We start from the raw sequence: 18018 nt of genomic DNA on the forward strand, positions 1-18018 counted from the left end.
GCGCTCGGACACGGGCGGCGACCGGGGCGAGCCGCCCACTGTACGACGCGATCTCCGTCGAGAACGGCGTACCGCTGCTGCGACCGCTGTCCGGCCCGGACGGCGCGCCGCGTGGCACCCGGCGGCAGCCCGAGCCCGCTCGGTCCGTGTTCATGCTGCGGCTGCGGCCTGGGGAGAGCCGTTATTTCCCGGCCGCGGCGGCGAGATCGAGGGCGATGTCGGTGATCATGTCCTCCTGGCCGCCGACCATGCCCCGCCGCCCCACCTCCACAAGGATCGCCCGGGTGTCGAGGCCGTAGCGGGACGCGGCGGCCTCGGCATGGCGCAGGAAACTGGAGTACACGCCGGCGTAGCCGAGACTGAGCGTCTCGCGGTCGACGCGGACCTCGCGGTCCTGCAAGGGGCGGACCACGTCGTCGGCGGCGTCCATGAGGGGGAACAGATCGCAGCCGTGCTCCCAGCCCATCAGGTCGGCCACGGCGACGAACGCCTCCAGCGGGCAGTTGCCCGCCCCCGCGCCCTGTCCCGCCAGGGAGGCGTCGACCCGGTACGCGCCCTCCTCGACGGCGACGACGCTGTTGGCGACGCCCAGCCCCAGATTGTGGTGGGCGTGGATGCCGACCTGGGTGGCGGGGTCGAGCACGTCGCGGTACGCGCGGAAGCGGTCGCGGACACCGTCCATGGTGAGCCGGCCGCCGGAGTCGGTGACATAGACGCACTGGGCCCCGTAGGACTCCATCAGCCGTGCCTGCCCGGCGAGTTCGGCCGGCTCGGCCATGTGGGACATCATCAGGAACCCCGACACGTCCATGCCCATCCCACGGGCCGCGGCGATGTGCTGGGCGGAGATGTCCGCCTCGGTGCAGTGCGTGGCGATCCGCACCGACCGCACCCCCAGCCGGTGTGCCTGGCGCAGATCGCGCAGCGTGCCGATCCCGGGCAGCAGCAGGGTCGTCGGAACGGCCCGCGTGGTGACGTCGCAGACCGCCTCGATCCACTCCCAGTCGGTGTGCGCGCCCACGCCGTACGTGATCGAGGAACCGGAGAGCCCGTCGCCGTGCGCGATCTCGATCGCCGCGACACCGGCGGCGTCGAGGGCTGCCGCGATCTCCCGCGCCTGGGCGACGGTGTAGCGGTGTCGAACGGCGTGCATGCCGTCGCGGAGGGTCACGTCCTGGAGGTACAGACTGGTCATCAGCGGGCTTCCTTGTCCGCGCGGTGGGTGGCGATGCGTTCGGCGGTGCGCAGGGCCGCGGAGGTCATGATGTCCAGGTTTCCGGCGTAGGCGGGGAGGTAGTGCGCCGCTCCCTCGACCTCCAGGAAGACGGACACCTTCGTGGGCGTGTCGTCCATACCGTCCGGCAGGAGCGACCGCAGCGGGTCGTCCCCGGCGACGGACCCGAACTGCACCTTCTGCTTGAGCCGGTAGCCGGGAACGTAGGCCTGGACCGTGCCGACCATCGCCTCGACCGACGCCGTGATCGCCTCCGTGTCGGCGGCCGACACGAGGCAGTGGACGGTGTCCCGCATGATCAGCGGCGGCTCCGCCGGATTGAGGACGATGATCGCCTTGCCCCGGGCGGCGCCTGCGACCTCCTGGATGGCGGCGGACGTGGTCTCGGTGAACTCGTCGATGTTGGCCCGGGTGCCGGGGCCGGCGGAGCGGGAGGAGATCGACGCGACGATCTCGCCGTAGTGCACGGGGGTGACCGCTCCGACGGCGGCCACGATCGGAATCGTGGCCTGGCCCCCGCAGGTGACCATGTTGACGTTGTCCGCGTCGAGATGCTCGTCCAGGTTGACCGGCGGCACCACGTACGGGCCCACCGCCGCCGGCGTGAGGTCGACGACCGTCCGGCCCCTGCCCCGCAGCACCGCGTCATGGCGGCGGTGGGCTCCCGCCGAGGTCGCGTCGAAGACGTACTGCACGTCGGCGAACTCGTCCATGCCGAGCAGACCGTCGAGCCCCTCATGTGTGGTGGCCACCTTGAGCCGACGCGCCCGGGCCAGCCCGTCGGAGTCCGGGTCGATGCCGGCCATCGCGGCGATCTCCAGCTGCTCCGACAGCCGCAGGATCTTGATCATCAGATCGGTGCCTATGTTGCCCGATCCGAGGACGGCCACCTTGACGCGGTCACTCATCTGCCGCTCCTTCGCCGGTGGAGTCGTCCGCAAAGTCGTCCGCAAAGTCGTCGGCGGAGCGAGGGGCGAAGCCGACCCGCACCGAGCCCAGGCCGGAGACGGAGGCGTCGAACGTGTCCCCCGGTGCGGCGGGGGCCATCGGCCCCAGTGCCCCGGTCAGCACGATGTCGCCCGCGCGGAGCGGATCGCCGAGGCGGGCGAGGGTGCGGGCCAGCCACACGGCGGCCTCCAGCGGACTTCCCAGGCAGTCGGCGCCGGTGCCCTCGGAGACCACGTCGCCGTTCCGGGACATGGTCATCCGCACCGTGCGCAGATCGACCTCGTCGACGGGCACACGTGCGTCCCCGAGCACGAAGAGTCCCGAGGACGCGTTGTCCGCGACGGTGTCCATGAGGGAGATGTCCCAGCCCGCGATACGGCTGTCCACGATTTCCAGGGCGGGTACGGCGAACCCGGTGGCCGCCACCACGTCCTCGACCGTGCACCGCTCGTCCGACAGGCCGGCGGCCAGGATCAGTGCCACCTCCGCCTCCACCTTCGGCTGGAGCAGCCGTCCCGGGGGCACCTCGCCGCCCTGGTCCACCGCCATGTCGGAGAGCAGGGCTCCGTAGTCGGGCTGGTCGACGCCGAGTTGGCGCTGTACGGCGCTCGAGGTCAGCCCGATCTTCCGGCCCACCAGCCGACTGCCGGCCGAGAGCGCCCGCTCGGTGTTGAGGCGCTGGACCGCGTAGGCGGCGTCGATGTCGCCGGGGGCGAGCAGGTCGCGGACGGGGGGACTGGGGTGCCCGCTCCTGGCGGCGGCCGCCAGGAGATCGGCGACGTAGCGGACGGGGACGGGGATGTCGGCCACTTCGGTCACGGCAGGGGTTCTCCCGGAGGATGGACGAGCGCCCCGGACAGGGGCGAGCGCCTCAGATATAGAGGGCTCCACGGTCCTGTGCCAAAGTTCGTTCCATGTCACGGAACAGCGCGGGCGGCAACATGCTCGACAAGGCGGACAGAATCCTCCATGTGTTCCAGCGTGCGGGAGGGGAGTTCCGGCTCACGGAACTCTCCGCCATGTCGGGCCTGTCGAAGACCACGACCTTCCGCCTCGTCGGAGAGCTGGTCCGGCTCGGTTTCCTGGAGCGGGCGGGGGAGCGGTACCGACTCGGAAACCGGCTGTTCGAACTCGGCTCGCTGGTGCCCCGGAGGCTGGACCTGCGGGAAGCGGCGCTGCCCTTCCTCCAGGACCTGTTCGAGGGCACGCGCCGGACCGTGCACCTGGGGGTGCGCGACGGCACGGACGTCGTCTACCTGGAGCGCATGCACGGGCACGACACGCTCGCCCTGCCCTCACGCATCGGCGGCCGGCTCCCCCTGACCTGTACCGCGATCGGCAAAGCACTGCTGGCTTTCTCCGCGTCGGAGCTCGTGGAGGAGGTCCTCGCTGCGCCGCTGCCCCGGCTCGCGCCCCGTTCGGTCACGGACCCGGTGCGCCTCCGCACCGAACTCGAACAGACCCAGATCTCGGGTCTCGCCTACGAGGAGCAGGAGGCGGCGCCGGGTGTGTGCTGCATCGCGGCCCCCGTGTTCGCCGGCGCCACAGCCGTGGCGGCCCTGTCCGTCGCCGTCCCCCGGGAGCACTACAGACCCGCGCACCTCGCACCGGCCGTACGGACGGCGGCCCTCGGTCTGTCCCGTGTTCTCAAGGGCGGTACCGACTTCGCGATCTCGCTCAGCGGCCACCGTCCGGCGCTGTAGTGAGCGATTCGTTCAAGGGATGGCCGCGGGTGCGCATCCGCACACCCGCGGGTCACGCCGACGCCGCCGGTCGCCGGCCCATCCGGTGCAGGACTCCGCTGGTCGCCAGGGACGCCACGTCGTCCGCGTACCGGTCCAGGTCGTCCGGCCATACGGACGCCGACTGCAGCAGGAGCAGGGAGACGGCGCCGTGCAGACAGGCGCAGACGGCGCGGGTCAGCGCCGTCACCTCGTTGTCCGGCACACCGTCGTCCCCCGCCGTCCTCCGCACCGCCTGCCGCAGGTTGCGGAAGCAGGCGTCCGCCACCTGCGCCGTGGCCTCCGTCGCCGGTCCCGAGGCGACGAGGCGGTAGCGGAGCGGGTGGTCGAGGCCAAACCTGATGTAGGCGACGCAGCGGTTCCTCAGATCGGTGACGGGGTCCGTGGCGGCCGAGCCGGCATCCGCCATGTATGCGTCGAGCCGGTCCCAGACCCTGAGGCAGACGGTGCTCAACAGGGCCGAGCGGTCGGCGAAATGGAGGTACACGGCGGGGTTGCTGACGCCCACCCGCCGCGCCACGGCGCGGATGGTGACGGCGTCCTCCCCCGAGGTGTCGAGCAGATCCTCCGCGGCGTCGAGGAGCTCCTCGTACAGCCGGCCTCCCTCGCCGCGCCGGGCCCGTGGACGGCGCCGTGGGCGAGGGGCGCCGGAGTCACCGGATCCGGTCATCGGGGCCTCTTGAGAGCGACGAGCTGAGTGACACGCGTGCACAGACGTTTCTGGTCGTCGTGGATGTCCACTTCGATCGTCACGGTCGATCTGCCGACGTGCAGGGGGCGTGACATCGCGAACGCCGCGGCTCCCAGCACCGGGCGGAGAAAGTGCGTGCTGGACTCCATGGTCGCCGGGACCGGGACCGCACCCTCCCCGCCGTTGAGCGCCGCGCAGACCGCGGCGGCCACATCGGCCAGTCCCATCAGCGCTCCGCCGTGCATCGCCCCGCCGCCGGTCGACAGGGCGACGGCGTGAGGGAGACGTGCCTCGACCGACCCGGCCTTAAGTCTTCCGAATTCGACTCCCAGGGTCTTGGCGTACGGCGCCAGCGCGTAGATGTCGGCCGCGGTGATGGGCATGGGGAAGCCTCCTGACTTGACTGCGTTAAGTTAACAGCATCAAGTCATTCGGGTCACCCCTTCGGGTCACCTCTTCGGGCGCCGCCGGGGTGTGCGGTGCCGGCCGGGACGTCGACTACCGTCCTGTGCCGAAGAACTCGCCGACCAGTTCCGCGACGTCGAGGTCCTGGCTGGTCCTGCCGAGGACGGCGGGCGCCTTCTTGGGGCCGGGTACGGTGTGGCCGCCCCCGTGCACGGTGTACAGCACCACCGGCGGCCGGTCCTGCTGCTCGTAGGCGGTGCGTTCGACCGAGGTCCCGTCGGCCGAGCCGGCCCGGTGCGGCACGGTGGTGCTGACGGGCTCGGTGGCGATGCCGTTGTGGCGAGCGAAGTACGCCGCCGTCCGCGGCGCCGACAGGCCCCGTCCGCCGACCTTGAAGAGCTTCCGGGTCCACCAGGCCATCTCGCCGCCCGCGTAGGGGACGATGCGGTCCTTGGTCCCGTGGATCAGCGCCACCGGCATCGGCGCGGGCGACAGGTCCGCCGCCAGGAAGTTCTCCGGCGCCGGCAGCGTCGCCGCGATCACCGCCGCCCCCGCGAGCAGTTCCGGCGCCTCGTGCATCAGACGCATCACCATCTGCCCGCCGTTGGAGTAGCCGACGGCGAAGACCCGGTGGGTGTCGATGCGGTGGCTCTCCGCCAGCTTTCCGACCACCGACCGGGCGAAGGCGACGTCGTCGATGTTCTCCGTCCGCGCGGGGAAGGAGCTGCCGCGGCGTGCGTCGTTCCAGTTGCCCTTGTGGCCGTCGAGGTAGACGACGACGGCCTCATTCGTGTCCGCCAGGGCGTCGTAGGCGGCGCCGGTGAACGCCCGGTGCTTCCGCCCGGTCTGGGACGAGCCGTGGAAGACGAGGACGAGCGCGCGGGAGGGCTTGCCGTCCGCGGGGCCCACCACGGTGTAGGTGCGAGGTCTGCCGTCGACGTCGACGCTGTTCGGGTTCATCTGCCTGTCCTCTGATCGCCACGGTTGATCGCTACGGTGAAACGGATGACTCATCCGTTTCACCGTAGCACAAACGGATGGCTCATCCGTTAAGCTGGTTCCCATGTCCCCCGCCCCTTTGCGCAAGGACGCCGCCCGCAATCGGCAGAAGATCATCGACGTGGCGCGCCGGCTGGTGGACGAGGGGACGCCGCTCCAGCTCAACGACGTGGCCCGGGTCGCCTCGGTCGGAGTGGCCACGGTCTACCGGCACTTCCCCACCCCCGAAGCGCTCCTCGAAACGGTGGCCACCCCCGGCATCGAGGCGCTGATCGGCCACGCCGAGCGCGTGCTCCAGCTCGACGACCCCTGGACCGCGCTGTCGGACTATCTGCACGCGGGCACGACCGCCGTCATGGTCGACGCCTCGCTCCCTCCGGTGTTCGCCGCGCCGGCCGACGCCCTGCCGCACATCACGGCGCTCAAGCGCCGGCTCAACGAGGTGTTCGGAGAGCTCCTCGACCGCGCGCACGCCGCGGGAGTGGCCGACCCGGAGGTGACACGGGGCGACCTGCTGCCGCTGATGTGCGGCGTGGTCCACGCGTCGAGGATGCGCGCGGCCGCCGACACGGAGGACCGCGCGGCCGTCGTCCGCCGCTACCTCACCCTCACGCTCGAAGGGCTGCGCACGCACACCCACACGTAACCCGCACGCTCGAAGGGCCGCTCAACGACACCCGCACGCGCGAAGGGCCGCGCATCCGCACCCACCGGCTCCTCGCCGAGGTGGCCGACGCGATGTCCGCCGGCCCGGCCGAGATCGAGCCCGCCGAGTGCTGGGGTGTCGCGGTGCCGGCCGACCTGGAACTGCTCGGCCTCCTGGCGGGACAGGGCTGTGTCGGGGTGTCGCTGCGCGATGCCGAGGTGGTCGAGGGGTGGAAGAAGACGTACCTGCTGGTGGAGGAGCGCGGCATCGATGAGTTGTCGCCCCCCGTCCGGCTGCAGGGACGAGCGTCGCGCGGTGACGATCCGTGCGTTCGACGACTTGGCCGAGTTCGGGAGGGAGAACGGCGCGGAGGGGCGACCGCCCTCCGACCCGCGCCCGTAGACCTCGGCAGAGGGCGCACTCCGCAACGCCGGTAAAGGCGCGGTAGGCACCGTAAGCCTGACAGGGAGAACGTTCTGTCTTGACAAGGAGGGGCGGGCCCGTGATGCTGAGTCAAGACAGAACGTTCAGTACCGAGACGGACCCGGTGGTTCCACACCCTCGCCTGCCCGCAGAGGGAGCTGACGACAGTGCCGCCGGCCGACACGTCCTGTCCCCTCCGTCACAGCCCGAAAGGAACATCGTGACTTCCTTGGACGTGCCGGCCGCCGGCTCCACCGCGGCCGTCGGCAGATTCGCGCCGGCCCTGCGCCAGCTCTACCTCGTGCGGTCCGGTTTCGCCGTCGTCTGGGCGGCCCTGCTGTTCGCCGACAAGTCGGACCTCGGCGTCTTCGGCATCACCCTGCTCGTTCTCTACCCCCTGTTCGACGTCGCCGCGGCGATCGCCGACGCACGCTCGTCCGGCGTCACCGGACCGCTCCGCGGACTGCAGACGAACATCGCGATCAGCACCGTCGCCGCGGTCGGCCTCGCCGTCGCCGGTGCCTCGGGAGTGCCGGCGGTCCTGCGTGTCTGGGGCGCCTGGGCCGTCGTCTCCGGAGCCCTCCAGTTGTTCGTGGGGCTCGGCCGCCGCAAGCGCCGGATGGGCGGCCAGTGGCCGATGATCCTCAGCGGTGGCATCTCCGTGCTGGCCGGGACGCAGTTCTGCCTGAGTGCCTCCGCCCCGGATCCGAAGCTGACCAATGTGGGCGGCTACGCCGTCCTCGGCGGGATCTTCTTCCTCGTCTCGGCGCTGCGCCTCGGCCGCGCCCACCAGGCGGACTGACATGGGCAGCGCATCGTTAGACGTCACCCCCGCACCGGCCGCCCCGTTCCTCCCGGCATCGACTGCGACGTTCACGGAGGGCGTATGAGCGAGCAGCAGCCCGACGGTGGTCGGGGGAAGGCCGCGGACACCCCGGTGCCGGAGCCGGGAGGCATGGACGTGGAGCAGGAGCCGGGTTCCACCAGGGCCAGGACGCGCCCGGCCGCTCGCGTCGGGCGGATCGCGCGGGGCGCGCTGGTCGGCCTGGTGGCCGGCGGCGCGGGCCTGGCGGTCGGTGAACTGGTCGCGGTGGCCACGGGGGAGGCCTCCGCGCCGGTGACGGCGGTCGGGAACTGGGCGATCAGCATCACGCCCACATGGCTCGAGCAGTTCGCGATCCGCAACTTCGGCAGCAACGACAAGACGGTGCTGCTGACCGGCGTCTACACGACGATCGGCATAGGAGCGGCCGCCAACGGCGTACTCGCCCGCGCCCGGCTGACCCTCGCGAGCGTGCTGACGGCCGCGTTCGGCGTCGTCGGCGCGATCACCGCCGTCACCCGGCCCACGGCGAGCACCAACTGGCTGTTCCCCTCACTGTTCGCCGGAATCGCCGCGGCGCTGGTGCTGTGGCGGCTCACCCTCCTGTCGCTCGAGGAGTCGCAGCCGTCCGCGGAGTCGGGAGCCAGGCGCCGCTTCGTGATCGGCGCACTCGGTACGACGGCGGGCGCTCTGGTGGCCGGATACGGCGGCAGGGAGTGGATCAAGCAGCGTTACGACGTCGCGAAGGCGCGCGCGAAGGTGGTGCTCCCGACGCCGGCCACCGCACTGCCCGAACCGCCCGCCTCGGTGCATGCGAAGGTCCGCGGCCTCGGTCCCTTCTTCACCCCGACCTCGGAGTTCTACCGGGTGGACACGGCACTCGTCGTCCCGCGGGTGGACCCGGGGGACTGGAAGCTGAAGATCCACGGAATGGTGGACCGCCCGTTCGAGATCACGTTCGACGAGCTCCTCTCCTACCGGTTCGAAGAACACGACATGACCTTGACCTGCGTGTCCAACCCGGTCGGCGGACCGTACGTCGGCAACGCGCGCTGGCTCGGCACGCCGCTGGCGCCCCTGCTGCGCCGCGCCGGTGTCCACCGCGGAGCGGACATGATCCTCTCCACCTCCACCGACGGGATGACGATCGGCTCGCCGGTCGAAGCGGTGCTCGACGGCAGGCAGGCCATGCTGGCGATCGCGATGAACGGCGAGGTGCTGCCGACCCAGCACGGCTTCCCCTGCCGGATGCTGATCCCCGGGCTGTACGGATACGTGTCGGCCACCAAGTGGCTGACCGATCTGAACCTCACCACCTTCGCCGCCTCCGACGCGTACTGGACACCGCGCGGCTACTCGCCGCAGGCCCCGGTCAAGACCGCGTCCCGGATCGATGTGCCGCGGAGCGGGGCGACGGTCCCGGCCGGGACCGTGACGCTCGCCGGCACGGCCTGGGCCACCCACCGCGGCGTCGCCGCCGTGGAGGTGCAGATCGACAACGGTCCCTGGCGGGAGGCGACGCTGACGGCGGCGGACACCCCGGACACCTGGCGGCAGTGGTCGTACGAGTGGACGAACGCGCCCAAGGGTTCGCACAAGGTCAGGGTGCGCGCGACCGACGCCACCGGCGCCGTGCAGACCTCCGCCGTCCAGGGCGTGGTGCCGAACGGCGCCACCGGCTACCACACCCTCACCGTCAAGGTCTCCTGACGGCCACGACCGGCGGCGCTCCTGCGGAGCCGCGAGCCGGTCCACCTCACCACCACAACCCGCACCACGGCACATGTCGCGTTGCACTCACACACAAGGATGGTCATGCTCCGTACGACTTCACTGCGCACGCTCGGCCTCGGCCTCTCCCTCGCCGCCCTGGCGACGTTCGCGGCAGCATGCAGTGACTCCTCCGACGATTCGTCGTCCACCGGTTCGAAGACGGCGTCCACGGCGCCGGACTCGGCGGACTCGGGTGCGAAGTCGGACGCGGGTTCGAAGCTGGTCCTGAAGACCGCGAAGGGCAGCGCCGGCATCTGGCTCACCGACACGGCCGGGCGCACGCTGTACCTGAACACCGACGACAAGAAGTCGGCGTCCAACTGCTACGACGCGTGCGCCAAGAAGTGGCCGCCGCTCACGACGACCAAGCCGGTGACCGTGACGGGCAAGTACACCGTGCCGAGCAACCTGGGCACCATCAAGCGGACCGACGGCACGAAGCAGGTCACCTACGGAGGCCACCCGCTGTACTACTACACGGGCGACACCGAGCCCCACCAGATCAAGGGCCAGGGTGTCGACAACAAGTGGTTCCTCATCGGACCGATCGCCAACATCATGAACGGCTCCAAGCCGTAACAACCGCAGGTGTCGCATGCGCGTTGCCACGGGCCCGCCGGTCGTCCGCCGGCGGGCCCATTCCGTCGGGTTCCCTCCCCGCCGTCCGAAGGGCGGCCGGTGCGGGCGGCGCTCGGGCCGGGACGCCCGACAGCAGGGCAGGGGTGATCCGGGCGAGAGCGCCTTCGCGGGTACCCGGGCGGACCGGCCGCCCGGAAGATCCTCGCGCGGTGCAACGAGCCGGACCCCGGTCGGCGACGCGCGCGGGGAGATGAGCGGCTCGGCCGCCGTCGCAGTACGCCGCGCCGGTCGCCCTGCGCACACCGGCGGGCAGCGCCACGACGCGGCAGACCGCGGCCGGGACCCGTCGTGGGACCGGGGCCGAAAGACGGCACCCGGCGTCGCGCCGGGTGCCGTGCCTCCTGCTCCCTCTACTCCCTGACGAACCAGACCGTTCCCTCGGCCGGCAGCCGATCGCCCACCGCCGTCGAGGCGGCCAGCACCCGGGCCCCGGCCGGAAGGGGAACCGGCTCGGTGGTGAGGTTGGCCAGGACCTCGACGGTGCCGTTGGTGAAGGACAGCAGCCCGGGCGGGGACGGCAGCCAGCGCAGCCCGCCCGCACCCAGCCCGTACCGGCGGCGCAGTGACAGCAGGTGGCGGTAGAGGTGGAGGGTCGAGTCGGGATCGTCGCGCTGGGTGTCGGCCGCGAAGGAGGCGTAGTAGGAGGGTTGCGGCAGCCAGGTGTCGGGGGTGTCGCTGAAGCCCAGGGCGGTGTCGCCGGCGGTCCAGGGCAGGGGGATCCGGCAGCCGTCGCGGCCGCGGATGCGGTGGCCGGAGCGCTCCCAGACGGGATCCTGACGGGCGGCGTCGGGCAGGTCGGTGACCTCGGGGAGGCCGAGTTCCTCCCCCTGGTAGAGGTAGGCGGAGCCGGGCAGGGCGAGCATCAGCGCGGTCGCGGCGCGGGCGCGGCGCAGGCCCAGCGCGCGGTCGGGCTGGGGGTCGTCGGCGCCGACGCCGTGTTCCAGGGCGACGGGGCCGTCGTAGCCGAAACGGCTGGCGTGGCGCATCACGTCGTGATTGGACAGGACCCAGGTGGTGGGGGCGCCCACGGCGTCGTTGGCGGCCAGGGACTCGTCGATGACGCGGCGCAGGTCGGCCGGCCGCCACGGGGTCTCCAGGAAGCGGAAGTTGAAGGCCTGGTGCATCTCGTCGGGGCGGATGATGCGGGCGGCGCGCTCGGGGGGCAGCCAGGCCTCGGCGCACAGGATGCGGTGGCCGGCGTAGCCGTCCAGCAGCCGGCGCCAGGAGCGGAAGATGTCGTGGATGCCGTCCTGGTCCCACATGGGCGGCATCACGCCGTCGACCGGTTCGACGACCCCGTGGGTGGGGTGCGGCCAGTCGGGCAGGCCGGGGGCCTTGACGAGGGCGTCGCAGACGTCGACGCGGAAGCCGTCGACGCCGCGGTCGAGCCAGAACCTCAGCGTGGTCTCGAAGTCCTCGCGCACAGCGGGGTTGTCCCAGTTCCAGTCGGGCTGGCCGGGGTCGAACAGGTGGAGGTACCACTGCCCGGGGCTGCCGTCGGCCTCGGTGACGCGGGTCCAGGCGGGGCCCTCGAACATCGATGTCCAGTCGTTGGGCGGCAGGCTTCCGTCGGGACCGCGGCCGTCACGGAAGTGGAACAGGGCCCGCTCCGCGCTGCCGGGCGGCGCGGTCAACGCCGCCCGGAAGGAGGGATGCAGGGCGGAGCAGTGGTTCGGGACGAGGTCGGCGACGACGCGGATGCCCATCGCGTGGGCGCGGGCCAGCAGGGCGTCGAAGTCGCGGAGGGTGCCGTAGCGCGGGTCGACGTCACGGTAGTCGGCGACGTCGTAGCCGCCGTCCACCTGCGGGGAGGGATAGAACGGCGAGAGCCACAGGGCGTCGACGCCGAGATCGGCCAGATGGTCCAGGCGGGCGGTGATGCCGGGCAGGTCGCCGGTACCGTCGCCGTCGCTGTCGGCGAAGGAGCGCGGGTAGATCTGGTAGATGACGGCGGTGCGCCACCAGGCGTCGTCCGCCGCGGGGGAGGCGGGCGCCGGCGCGGGCGTGGTGTCGGCTGACGTCATAGCTGAGGGCTCTCCTGGGCGTAGAGGTCGGTTCGGCGGTCGCGCAGCAGGTCGTTGTGCGGGGAGAGGGACTTGTCCCGGGAGAGATGGAGGAAGACGTCGGTGACGGCCCGGTGCCGTGTCGCGGCGGTCGCGGTGGCGGTGAGCCAGCCGTACTGGTTGACGACGGCCGACCCCTGTGTCCAGGCCTGCCCGCGCTCGGTGCCGCCGCGGTCCGCGCAGGCGATGTAGACACCGTTGGCGCGCGCGGCGGCCTGCGCCTGGACGATCTCGGCGGGGCGTTCGCCCGCCGGGTGCTCCTCCAGGGGCCAGTTGGTCGGCACGGCGATCAGGTCGGCCCCCGCCGTGGCCAGCCGGCGGGGCATCTCCGGAAACTCCAGGTCGTAGCAGATCAGCACACCGATGCGGCCGTGCGCCGTGGTGACGACCGGGGCCATCCGTTCGCCGGGGGTGAAGAACAGCGTCTCGCGGTCCCACAGATGGGTCTTGCGGTACACGGCGCGTACGCCGTCGGCGTCGAGGACGGCGGCGCTGTTGTACAGCGTGGGGCCGCCGTCCTCGCAGAAGCCGAGCACCACGACGGTGCGGGTCCCGGCCAGGAGGCGGGTGAGGTCGCTGAAGAAGGCGTCGTCCGGGGTGATCGCGGTGCGCCGTGCCTCGTCCAGGTCGGCGAACATGTAGCCGGACGTGGCGAGTTCGGGCAGGACGACGATGTCGGCCCGCTCGGAGCGGGCGCGCCGCACGGCGTCCAGGGCCAGTTCCTTGTTGTGGGCCAGCTCGCCGACGCGCGGCGCGAGCTGTTCGCAGACCACGAGTGCGACGCCACTGTCCGGGTGCGGGACGGGCGCGGTCATTTGACGGCTCCTTCGGTCAGGCCGCTGATCAGGCGCCGCTGGAGGAAGACGTAGGCGAGCAGCACCGGCAGGGCGACCAGGACGGCGGCGGCGGCGGTCACGGCCGGGTCACTGGACCGGGCGGCTCCCGAGAAGAAGGACAGCGCCAGCGGCACGGTCTGCACCGAGGGGTTGTCCGGGACGAGGATGAGCGCGAGGAGGAACTCGTTCCAGGTGAACAGGAACAGCACGGTACCCAGGGTGGTGAGCGCGGGGCCGGCGATGGGCAGGAGGACCAGGCGCAGGCTCTGCAGACGGCTCGTGCCGTCGATGCGCGCCGCCTCCATCAGCTCCACCGGGACGGAGGCGAAGAACGACCGCATCCACAGCACGCCCAGCGGCACCGACAGCGCGATCTGCGGCAGGATCAGTGCCCAGTAGGTGTCGATGAGATGCCACCCGGTGAGCAGCTCGTACAGCGGCAGTACGGTCACCTCGTAGGGCAGGACCAGGCCCAGCAGCAGCAGTGCCACGATGATCTTGCCGCCGGGCACCCGCATGGTGGCGAGCGCGTAGCCGGCCAGGGCGGCCAGGACGACGGTGACCACCACGACAGTGACCGACACCAGCGCGCTCGACAGCAGGGCGGAGCCGAACCGGCCCTGCGTCCAGGCCGTGGAGTAGCCGTCGAACGTCAGCCCGCCGGACGAGCCGGCCACCCCGTGCAGGGACGAGACGACGATCGAGGCCAGGGGGAACACGGCGACGACGGAGGCGAGGACGAGCAGCGTGTGGGTGGCGATGCTCTCGCTGCGGGCGATCCTCATGACGACTGCACCTTTCTGTCCGGTGTGCGCGGCCTGGTGAACCGGCGGCGCGGGCCCTCGCGTTCGCGCAGCGCCAGCTGGACGACCACCACGACGAGAAGGATGACCAGGGTCAGCACGATGGCCAGGGCGGAGGCCCGGCCGAGCATGCGGTTCTGGAAGGCGTCCTGGTAGACGTACAGGCTGGGCACGGTCGTGGTGGTGCCGGGGCCGCCCCGGGTGGTGTTCCAGATCAGGTCGAAGTTGCGCAGCGCGAACGTGACGGTGAGGACCAGCGCGATCGAGATCTGCGGGCGCAGCGCGGGCAGGGTGATCGCGAAGAACTCCCGCACCGGCCCGGCGCCGTCGAGACGGGCGGCCTCGTAGGTGGAGCGGTCGATGGTGACGATGCCGCTGAGGAAGAGCACCATGCACAGCCCGTACTCCACCCAGGTACCGATCAGCCCGATCGACGGCAGGGCGGTGTCGAAGTCGCCCAGCCAGCTGGTGGCGAACCGGCCCAGCCCCACGGCCCGGAACACCGCGTTGACGGGGCCGTCCGCGGCGAGCAGGTTCCGCCAGGCGACGGCGACGACGACGCTGGACAGGATCTGCGGCAGGAACAGCACCGCGCGGAACACCGTCAGTCCGTACACCCGGATCCGGGACATCGCCCCGGCCAGCAGCAGGCCCACGCAGACCGGCAGAGCGGCGTAGAAGAGCAGCAGGACCAGGGAGTGCAGCAGTGCGGCGCGCAGCCGGCCGTCGGTGAAGACGGCCGTGTAATTGCCCCAGCCGACCGGCGTGCCCACGGTCAGACCGTCGTAGGCGTAGAACGAGTACCAGACGGAGATGCCGATGGGGTAGAGCACGAAGACGCCGAAGAAGGCCAGGGCCGGGGCGACGTACAGCAGTGAGGTCCAGGACAGGGAGGACAGGCGGGCGAGGGGGGAGGGGCGGCGGCGGCCGCCGGTGGCCGACGGCGCGGAGGTCTCGGTGGGGCGCCCGGTGGTGGGGGCCGCGGTGCTCATCGCTTCTGCCTCGCCGTCCGCCAGGAGTCCTGGACCGCCTTCAGGAACTCCGCGCCGCTCGTGCGGCCGGACATGACCTCCTGGAGCTTGCCGCCCATGACGTTGAGCATGTCGGTGGCGGTCCAGTCGTAGTAGCCGACCTGGGTTCCGGCGGCGATGGTGCGCTTGAGCGCGTCGAGGGTCTGGCTCTGCAGGGTGTTGCCGCCCTTCACCCCGTCGGTGACGACGGGAAGCCGGCCGGTGTCGAGGATCTCCTGGCCGGTTCGCGGGGTGTGCAGGGCGGCGAGGAAGGCGACGGCGGCGGGGGTGACCTCGGAGGAGGCGGAGATGTGCCAGGGGGAGGCGGTCGCTCCGGCGCCACCGGTGGTCAGGGCGCCGAAGCCGAACTTCCCGGGGTCGAGCGTGGCGCCGTTCCACGAGCCGCCGACGAAGAAGACACCCGAGCCCTTGGCGAAGCGGGAGACGGCGTCCTCGTTGCTCAGGCCGTCGTAGCCGGAGCCGAAGTAGCCCTTCTTCGCCCAGTCGGCCATCGTCCCGGCCGCCTTCGCGTTGCCCGGGGTGACGAAGGTGGTGCCCGCCCTGCCGCCGATCCAGTCCCGGATCGAGGCCGGTGACTGCTCGGTGGCGGCGAGGTCGGAGAAGATGTGGGTGGCGGCGTACTGGTCGCTGTTGCCCAGCATGATCGGCTGCTTGCCGGCCTTCTTGACGAGCGGCAGGTCCTTCTCCAGGTCGGCGAGGGACCGCGGCGGCCGCAGGCCGAGCTCGTCGAGTCGGGCCTTGTTGTAGTAGATGCCCTGGACCTCGCTGATGGGTGACATGCCGTAGAGGTTGCCGTTGCCGAACGCTGTGCCCGAGCCGTTCCAGCGGGCGGGGGCCAGGGTGCTGGCACCGGTGCCGGTGATCCAGCCGTAGGCGGCCGCCACGTCGTCGAGCGGCCGGACCAGCTTGGCCTTGACCAGCGCCCCGTCGACCGCATAGCCGATGTTGCCCTGGAAGAGGTCGGGCGGGTTGGTGCCGGAGGCCGCGTTGACGACGGTGGCGACGAGGTCGTCGAAGCTCTTGTAGGTGAGGTCGACCCTGACGTTCGGGTACCGCTTCTCGAAGGCCGGTACCACGGACTTCATCAGGGGCTTCTCCGCCTGGTCCGCCCACATCCGCAAGGTGACCTCGCCGAGTTCCGCGACCTGCGCGGGGGTCACGGGGTCGGTGACGGCGGGCTGGTTCGCCCCGGCGGGGCTCCTGCCCGCCCCGGGCGGGCTGCATCCGGCGCAGGCCAGCAGGGCGGCCAGCGCGGTGACCGCGGCGGCGACCGGGGCGAACCGGGGCGGGCCCGCCCCTTCACGACGTACGGATTTCATGGTGCACCGGTTCTCTGTACGGGATGGCTGGATCGGGAGGTGGGGGAAGAAGGGGGGAGCCGCGCGGTCCGTACCGTCCCGGGGCGGCGAGGGCGAGGGCGAGGGGGACGGGACGGTACGGCCCGCCGGAGAGCCCGACGGGCATCGTCCGCTCGGTGGCCGAGGGCCCGCCGTGACCCGGGGCACGGAGTGCCGTCGGACGGACCGCGACGGCGGGGGGCCCGGGAGGGCGGGACCTCGGCGCCGAGGGGGCGCGGGCGGGGTCAGCCCTGGTAGGTGCGCAGCCGCAGGGTGGCCGTGGCCTCGTGGGCGGACATGCCCTCGCTCGCCGAGATGACCTCCACCGCCTCGGCGAGGAGCGGGGTCGCCTCCCGGGCGACGCGCTGGTAGGTGAGCGGCTTGAGGTAACGCGAGACGGACAGCCCGGCGCTGTGCTTGGCACCGCCCGCGGTCGGCAGGGTGTGGTTGGTGCCGGCCATGCCCTTGTCCGAGTAGGCCACCGTGCTCCAGTGACCGAGGAAGAGGGAGCCGTAGTTGTGCAGCGCGTCGTGGTACCAGTCGTCCTCGCCCGTGTGCACCTCCAGGTGCTCGGGGGCGAACTCGTCCATGACCGCCACCGCGTCCTCCCGGCTGCCGACCAGGACGACCGAGCCGTGGTCGCGCCAGGCGGGACCGCAGATGTCCCGCGTGGACAGGGTGGTCAGCTGTCGTTCCACCGCGGCGACGACATCCCGCCCCAGCCGTTCGGAGGTGGTGACGAGGGCGGCCGGGGACGTCGGGCCGTGCTCGGCCTGCCCGAGCAGGTCCGCCGCGACGGCCTCTGCGTCGGCCGTCTCGTCCGCGATCACGGCGACCTCGGAGGGGCCCGCGAGCAGGTCGATGGCGACCGTCCCGAACAGCTGGCGCTTGGCCTCGGCGACATAGGCGTTGCCCGCGCCGACGATCATGTCGACGGGCGGCCGGTCCAGCAGGCCGAACGCCATGGCGGCCAGTGCCTGCACGCCTCCGAGGACGTAGAGGTGGTCGATCCCGGACAGGTGCGCGGCGTAGGTGACGGCGTCGTTGGCGCGGCCGTCAGGCTGCGGGGGAGTGCATCCCACCACCGTCGGGACGCCCGCGGCCTTGGCCACGCCCACGGTCATGAACGCGCTGGCCGTGAGCGGGAAGCGCCCGGCCGGCAGATACGCGCCGACCGCGCCGACGGGAACGTAGCGCTGCCCGACCAGCAGCCCGGGGGCGATCTCCTCCTCGAAGTCCGTCAGATGAGCGCGCTGGAGCGCGGCGAAACGCCGGGTGCGCTCGGCACCGAGTTCGATCGCCTCCCGCAGTTTCTCGGGCAGCCGGTCGCCGCTGCGGGCCACCTCCGCCGCACCGAGTTCGACCGGGCCGTCGGGCTGGCCGTCCAGGGAGCTCGCGTAGCGGCGGATCGCGTCCATGCCGTGGCGCTCGATGTCCGACAGCATCCGGCTGACGGTCTCGATCACCTCGGGGTCGCGCTGGGCCGGGGGAGCGTTCACCTCGGGAGCCTTGAGCAGGGTGAAGCGGCCGGCGAAGGCAGTGGTGAAGCGGTGGCTCAATTTCATGCATCTGAGACTGAAGCAGCACCTTCTCAAGGACAACCCCGAATTGTCCTCGGCATTCCA

18 protein-coding genes are annotated in these 18018 nt (G+C 71.8%); 6 read left to right on the forward strand and 12 right to left on the reverse strand.

Features of this window, described 5'->3' with window-relative positions:
• Nucleotides 1-181 precede the first annotated feature (181 nt).
• From dmpG to QFZ64_RS34800, 3 genes are read right to left on the reverse strand one after another with little or no spacing between them, the layout of a single operon-like run.
• Nucleotides 182-1195: a 4-hydroxy-2-oxovalerate aldolase gene (dmpG, locus tag QFZ64_RS34790; RefSeq protein ID WP_307071477.1), complete on the reverse strand. Its 1014-nt coding sequence runs from the start codon at nt 1193-1195 to the stop codon at nt 182-184.
• Nucleotides 1195-2142: an acetaldehyde dehydrogenase (acetylating) gene (locus QFZ64_RS34795; RefSeq protein ID WP_307071479.1), complete on the reverse strand. Its 948-nt coding sequence runs from the start codon at nt 2140-2142 to the stop codon at nt 1195-1197. The genes dmpG and QFZ64_RS34795 overlap by 1 nt, the downstream gene beginning before the upstream one ends.
• Entirely contained in the window at nt 2135-3001 is an 867-nt protein-coding gene (locus QFZ64_RS34800) for a 2-keto-4-pentenoate hydratase (RefSeq protein ID WP_307071480.1), read from the reverse strand. The genes QFZ64_RS34795 and QFZ64_RS34800 overlap by 8 nt, the downstream gene beginning before the upstream one ends.
• A gap of 122 nt (nt 3002-3123) precedes the next feature.
• Between QFZ64_RS34800 and QFZ64_RS34805 the strand changes: the two genes are divergently transcribed.
• Nucleotides 3124-3885 (forward strand): IclR family transcriptional regulator, encoded by a 762-nt coding sequence (locus QFZ64_RS34805; RefSeq protein WP_307071973.1) that lies wholly within the window; start codon nt 3124-3126, stop codon nt 3883-3885.
• Nucleotides 3886-3937: 52 nt separating this feature from the next.
• On the opposite strand, the gene QFZ64_RS34810 is transcribed toward QFZ64_RS34805, so the two are convergent.
• The 3 genes from QFZ64_RS34810 to QFZ64_RS34820 form a co-directional block, all read right to left on the reverse strand.
• Entirely contained in the window at nt 3938-4594 is a 657-nt protein-coding gene (locus tag QFZ64_RS34810) for a TetR/AcrR family transcriptional regulator (protein WP_307071481.1), read from the reverse strand.
• Nucleotides 4591-4998 carry a PaaI family thioesterase gene (locus QFZ64_RS34815; RefSeq protein WP_307071482.1) on the reverse strand — a complete coding sequence of 136 codons (408 nt, stop codon included), beginning with the start codon at nt 4996-4998 and terminating at the stop codon, nt 4591-4593. The genes QFZ64_RS34810 and QFZ64_RS34815 overlap by 4 nt, the downstream gene beginning before the upstream one ends.
• A gap of 115 nt (nt 4999-5113) precedes the next feature.
• Complete coding sequence (locus tag QFZ64_RS34820) at nt 5114-5980, reverse strand: PHB depolymerase family esterase (protein ID WP_307071483.1); 867 nt, start codon at nt 5978-5980, stop codon at nt 5114-5116.
• 103 nt (nt 5981-6083) lie between these two features.
• Here QFZ64_RS34820 and QFZ64_RS34825 point away from each other — a divergent pair, with 103 nt between their 5' ends.
• The 5 genes from QFZ64_RS34825 to QFZ64_RS34845 all read left to right on the forward strand — a co-directional run bounded on the left by QFZ64_RS34825 (nt 6084) and on the right by QFZ64_RS34845 (nt 10263).
• Complete coding sequence (locus QFZ64_RS34825; RefSeq protein WP_307071484.1) at nt 6084-6665, forward strand: TetR/AcrR family transcriptional regulator; 582 nt, start codon at nt 6084-6086, stop codon at nt 6663-6665.
• A gap of 92 nt (nt 6666-6757) precedes the next feature.
• A complete protein-coding gene (locus QFZ64_RS34830; protein ID WP_307071485.1) occupies nt 6758-7102 on the forward strand; it encodes a hypothetical protein in 345 nt (114 codons plus the stop codon).
• Nucleotides 7103-7308: 206 nt separating this feature from the next.
• Nucleotides 7309-7890 carry a hypothetical protein gene (locus tag QFZ64_RS34835; protein ID WP_307071486.1) on the forward strand — a complete coding sequence of 194 codons (582 nt, stop codon included), beginning with the start codon at nt 7309-7311 and terminating at the stop codon, nt 7888-7890.
• Between the two features lie 153 nt (nt 7891-8043).
• Complete coding sequence (locus tag QFZ64_RS34840) at nt 8044-9621, forward strand: molybdopterin-dependent oxidoreductase (RefSeq protein WP_373430791.1); 1578 nt, start codon at nt 8044-8046, stop codon at nt 9619-9621.
• A gap of 105 nt (nt 9622-9726) precedes the next feature.
• Complete coding sequence (locus QFZ64_RS34845; RefSeq protein ID WP_307071488.1) at nt 9727-10263, forward strand: hypothetical protein; 537 nt, start codon at nt 9727-9729, stop codon at nt 10261-10263.
• A gap of 410 nt (nt 10264-10673) precedes the next feature.
• Here the strand turns inward: QFZ64_RS34845 and QFZ64_RS34850 are convergent, their stop codons facing one another.
• From QFZ64_RS34850 to hisD, 6 genes are all read right to left on the reverse strand, one after another.
• Nucleotides 10674-12347 (reverse strand): glycoside hydrolase family 13 protein, encoded by a 1674-nt coding sequence (locus QFZ64_RS34850; protein ID WP_307071489.1) that lies wholly within the window; start codon nt 12345-12347, stop codon nt 10674-10676.
• Nucleotides 12344-13201 carry a nitrilase-related carbon-nitrogen hydrolase gene (locus tag QFZ64_RS34855; protein ID WP_307071490.1) on the reverse strand — a complete coding sequence of 286 codons (858 nt, stop codon included), beginning with the start codon at nt 13199-13201 and terminating at the stop codon, nt 12344-12346. Before QFZ64_RS34855 ends, QFZ64_RS34850 begins: the two co-directional genes overlap by 4 nt.
• A complete protein-coding gene (locus QFZ64_RS34860) occupies nt 13198-14007 on the reverse strand; it encodes a carbohydrate ABC transporter permease (protein ID WP_307071491.1) in 810 nt (269 codons plus the stop codon). The genes QFZ64_RS34855 and QFZ64_RS34860 overlap by 4 nt, the downstream gene beginning before the upstream one ends.
• The gene (locus tag QFZ64_RS34865) at nt 14004-15017 is read right to left on the reverse strand and encodes a carbohydrate ABC transporter permease (protein ID WP_307071492.1); all 1014 of its coding nucleotides are present in this window, start codon (nt 15015-15017) and stop codon (nt 14004-14006) included. The genes QFZ64_RS34860 and QFZ64_RS34865 overlap by 4 nt, the downstream gene beginning before the upstream one ends.
• The gene (locus tag QFZ64_RS34870; protein WP_307071493.1) at nt 15014-16375 is read right to left on the reverse strand and encodes an ABC transporter substrate-binding protein; all 1362 of its coding nucleotides are present in this window, start codon (nt 16373-16375) and stop codon (nt 15014-15016) included. The genes QFZ64_RS34865 and QFZ64_RS34870 overlap by 4 nt, the downstream gene beginning before the upstream one ends.
• Nucleotides 16376-16638: 263 nt before the next feature.
• A complete protein-coding gene (gene hisD / locus QFZ64_RS34875; RefSeq protein ID WP_307071494.1) occupies nt 16639-17958 on the reverse strand; it encodes a histidinol dehydrogenase in 1320 nt (439 codons plus the stop codon).
• Between the last annotated feature and the right edge of the window lie 60 nt (nt 17959-18018).

It is taken from the genome of Streptomyces sp. B3I8, from assembly GCF_030816915.1.
In the GTDB taxonomy this organism is placed as follows: Bacteria; Actinomycetota; Actinomycetes; order Streptomycetales; family Streptomycetaceae; genus Streptomyces.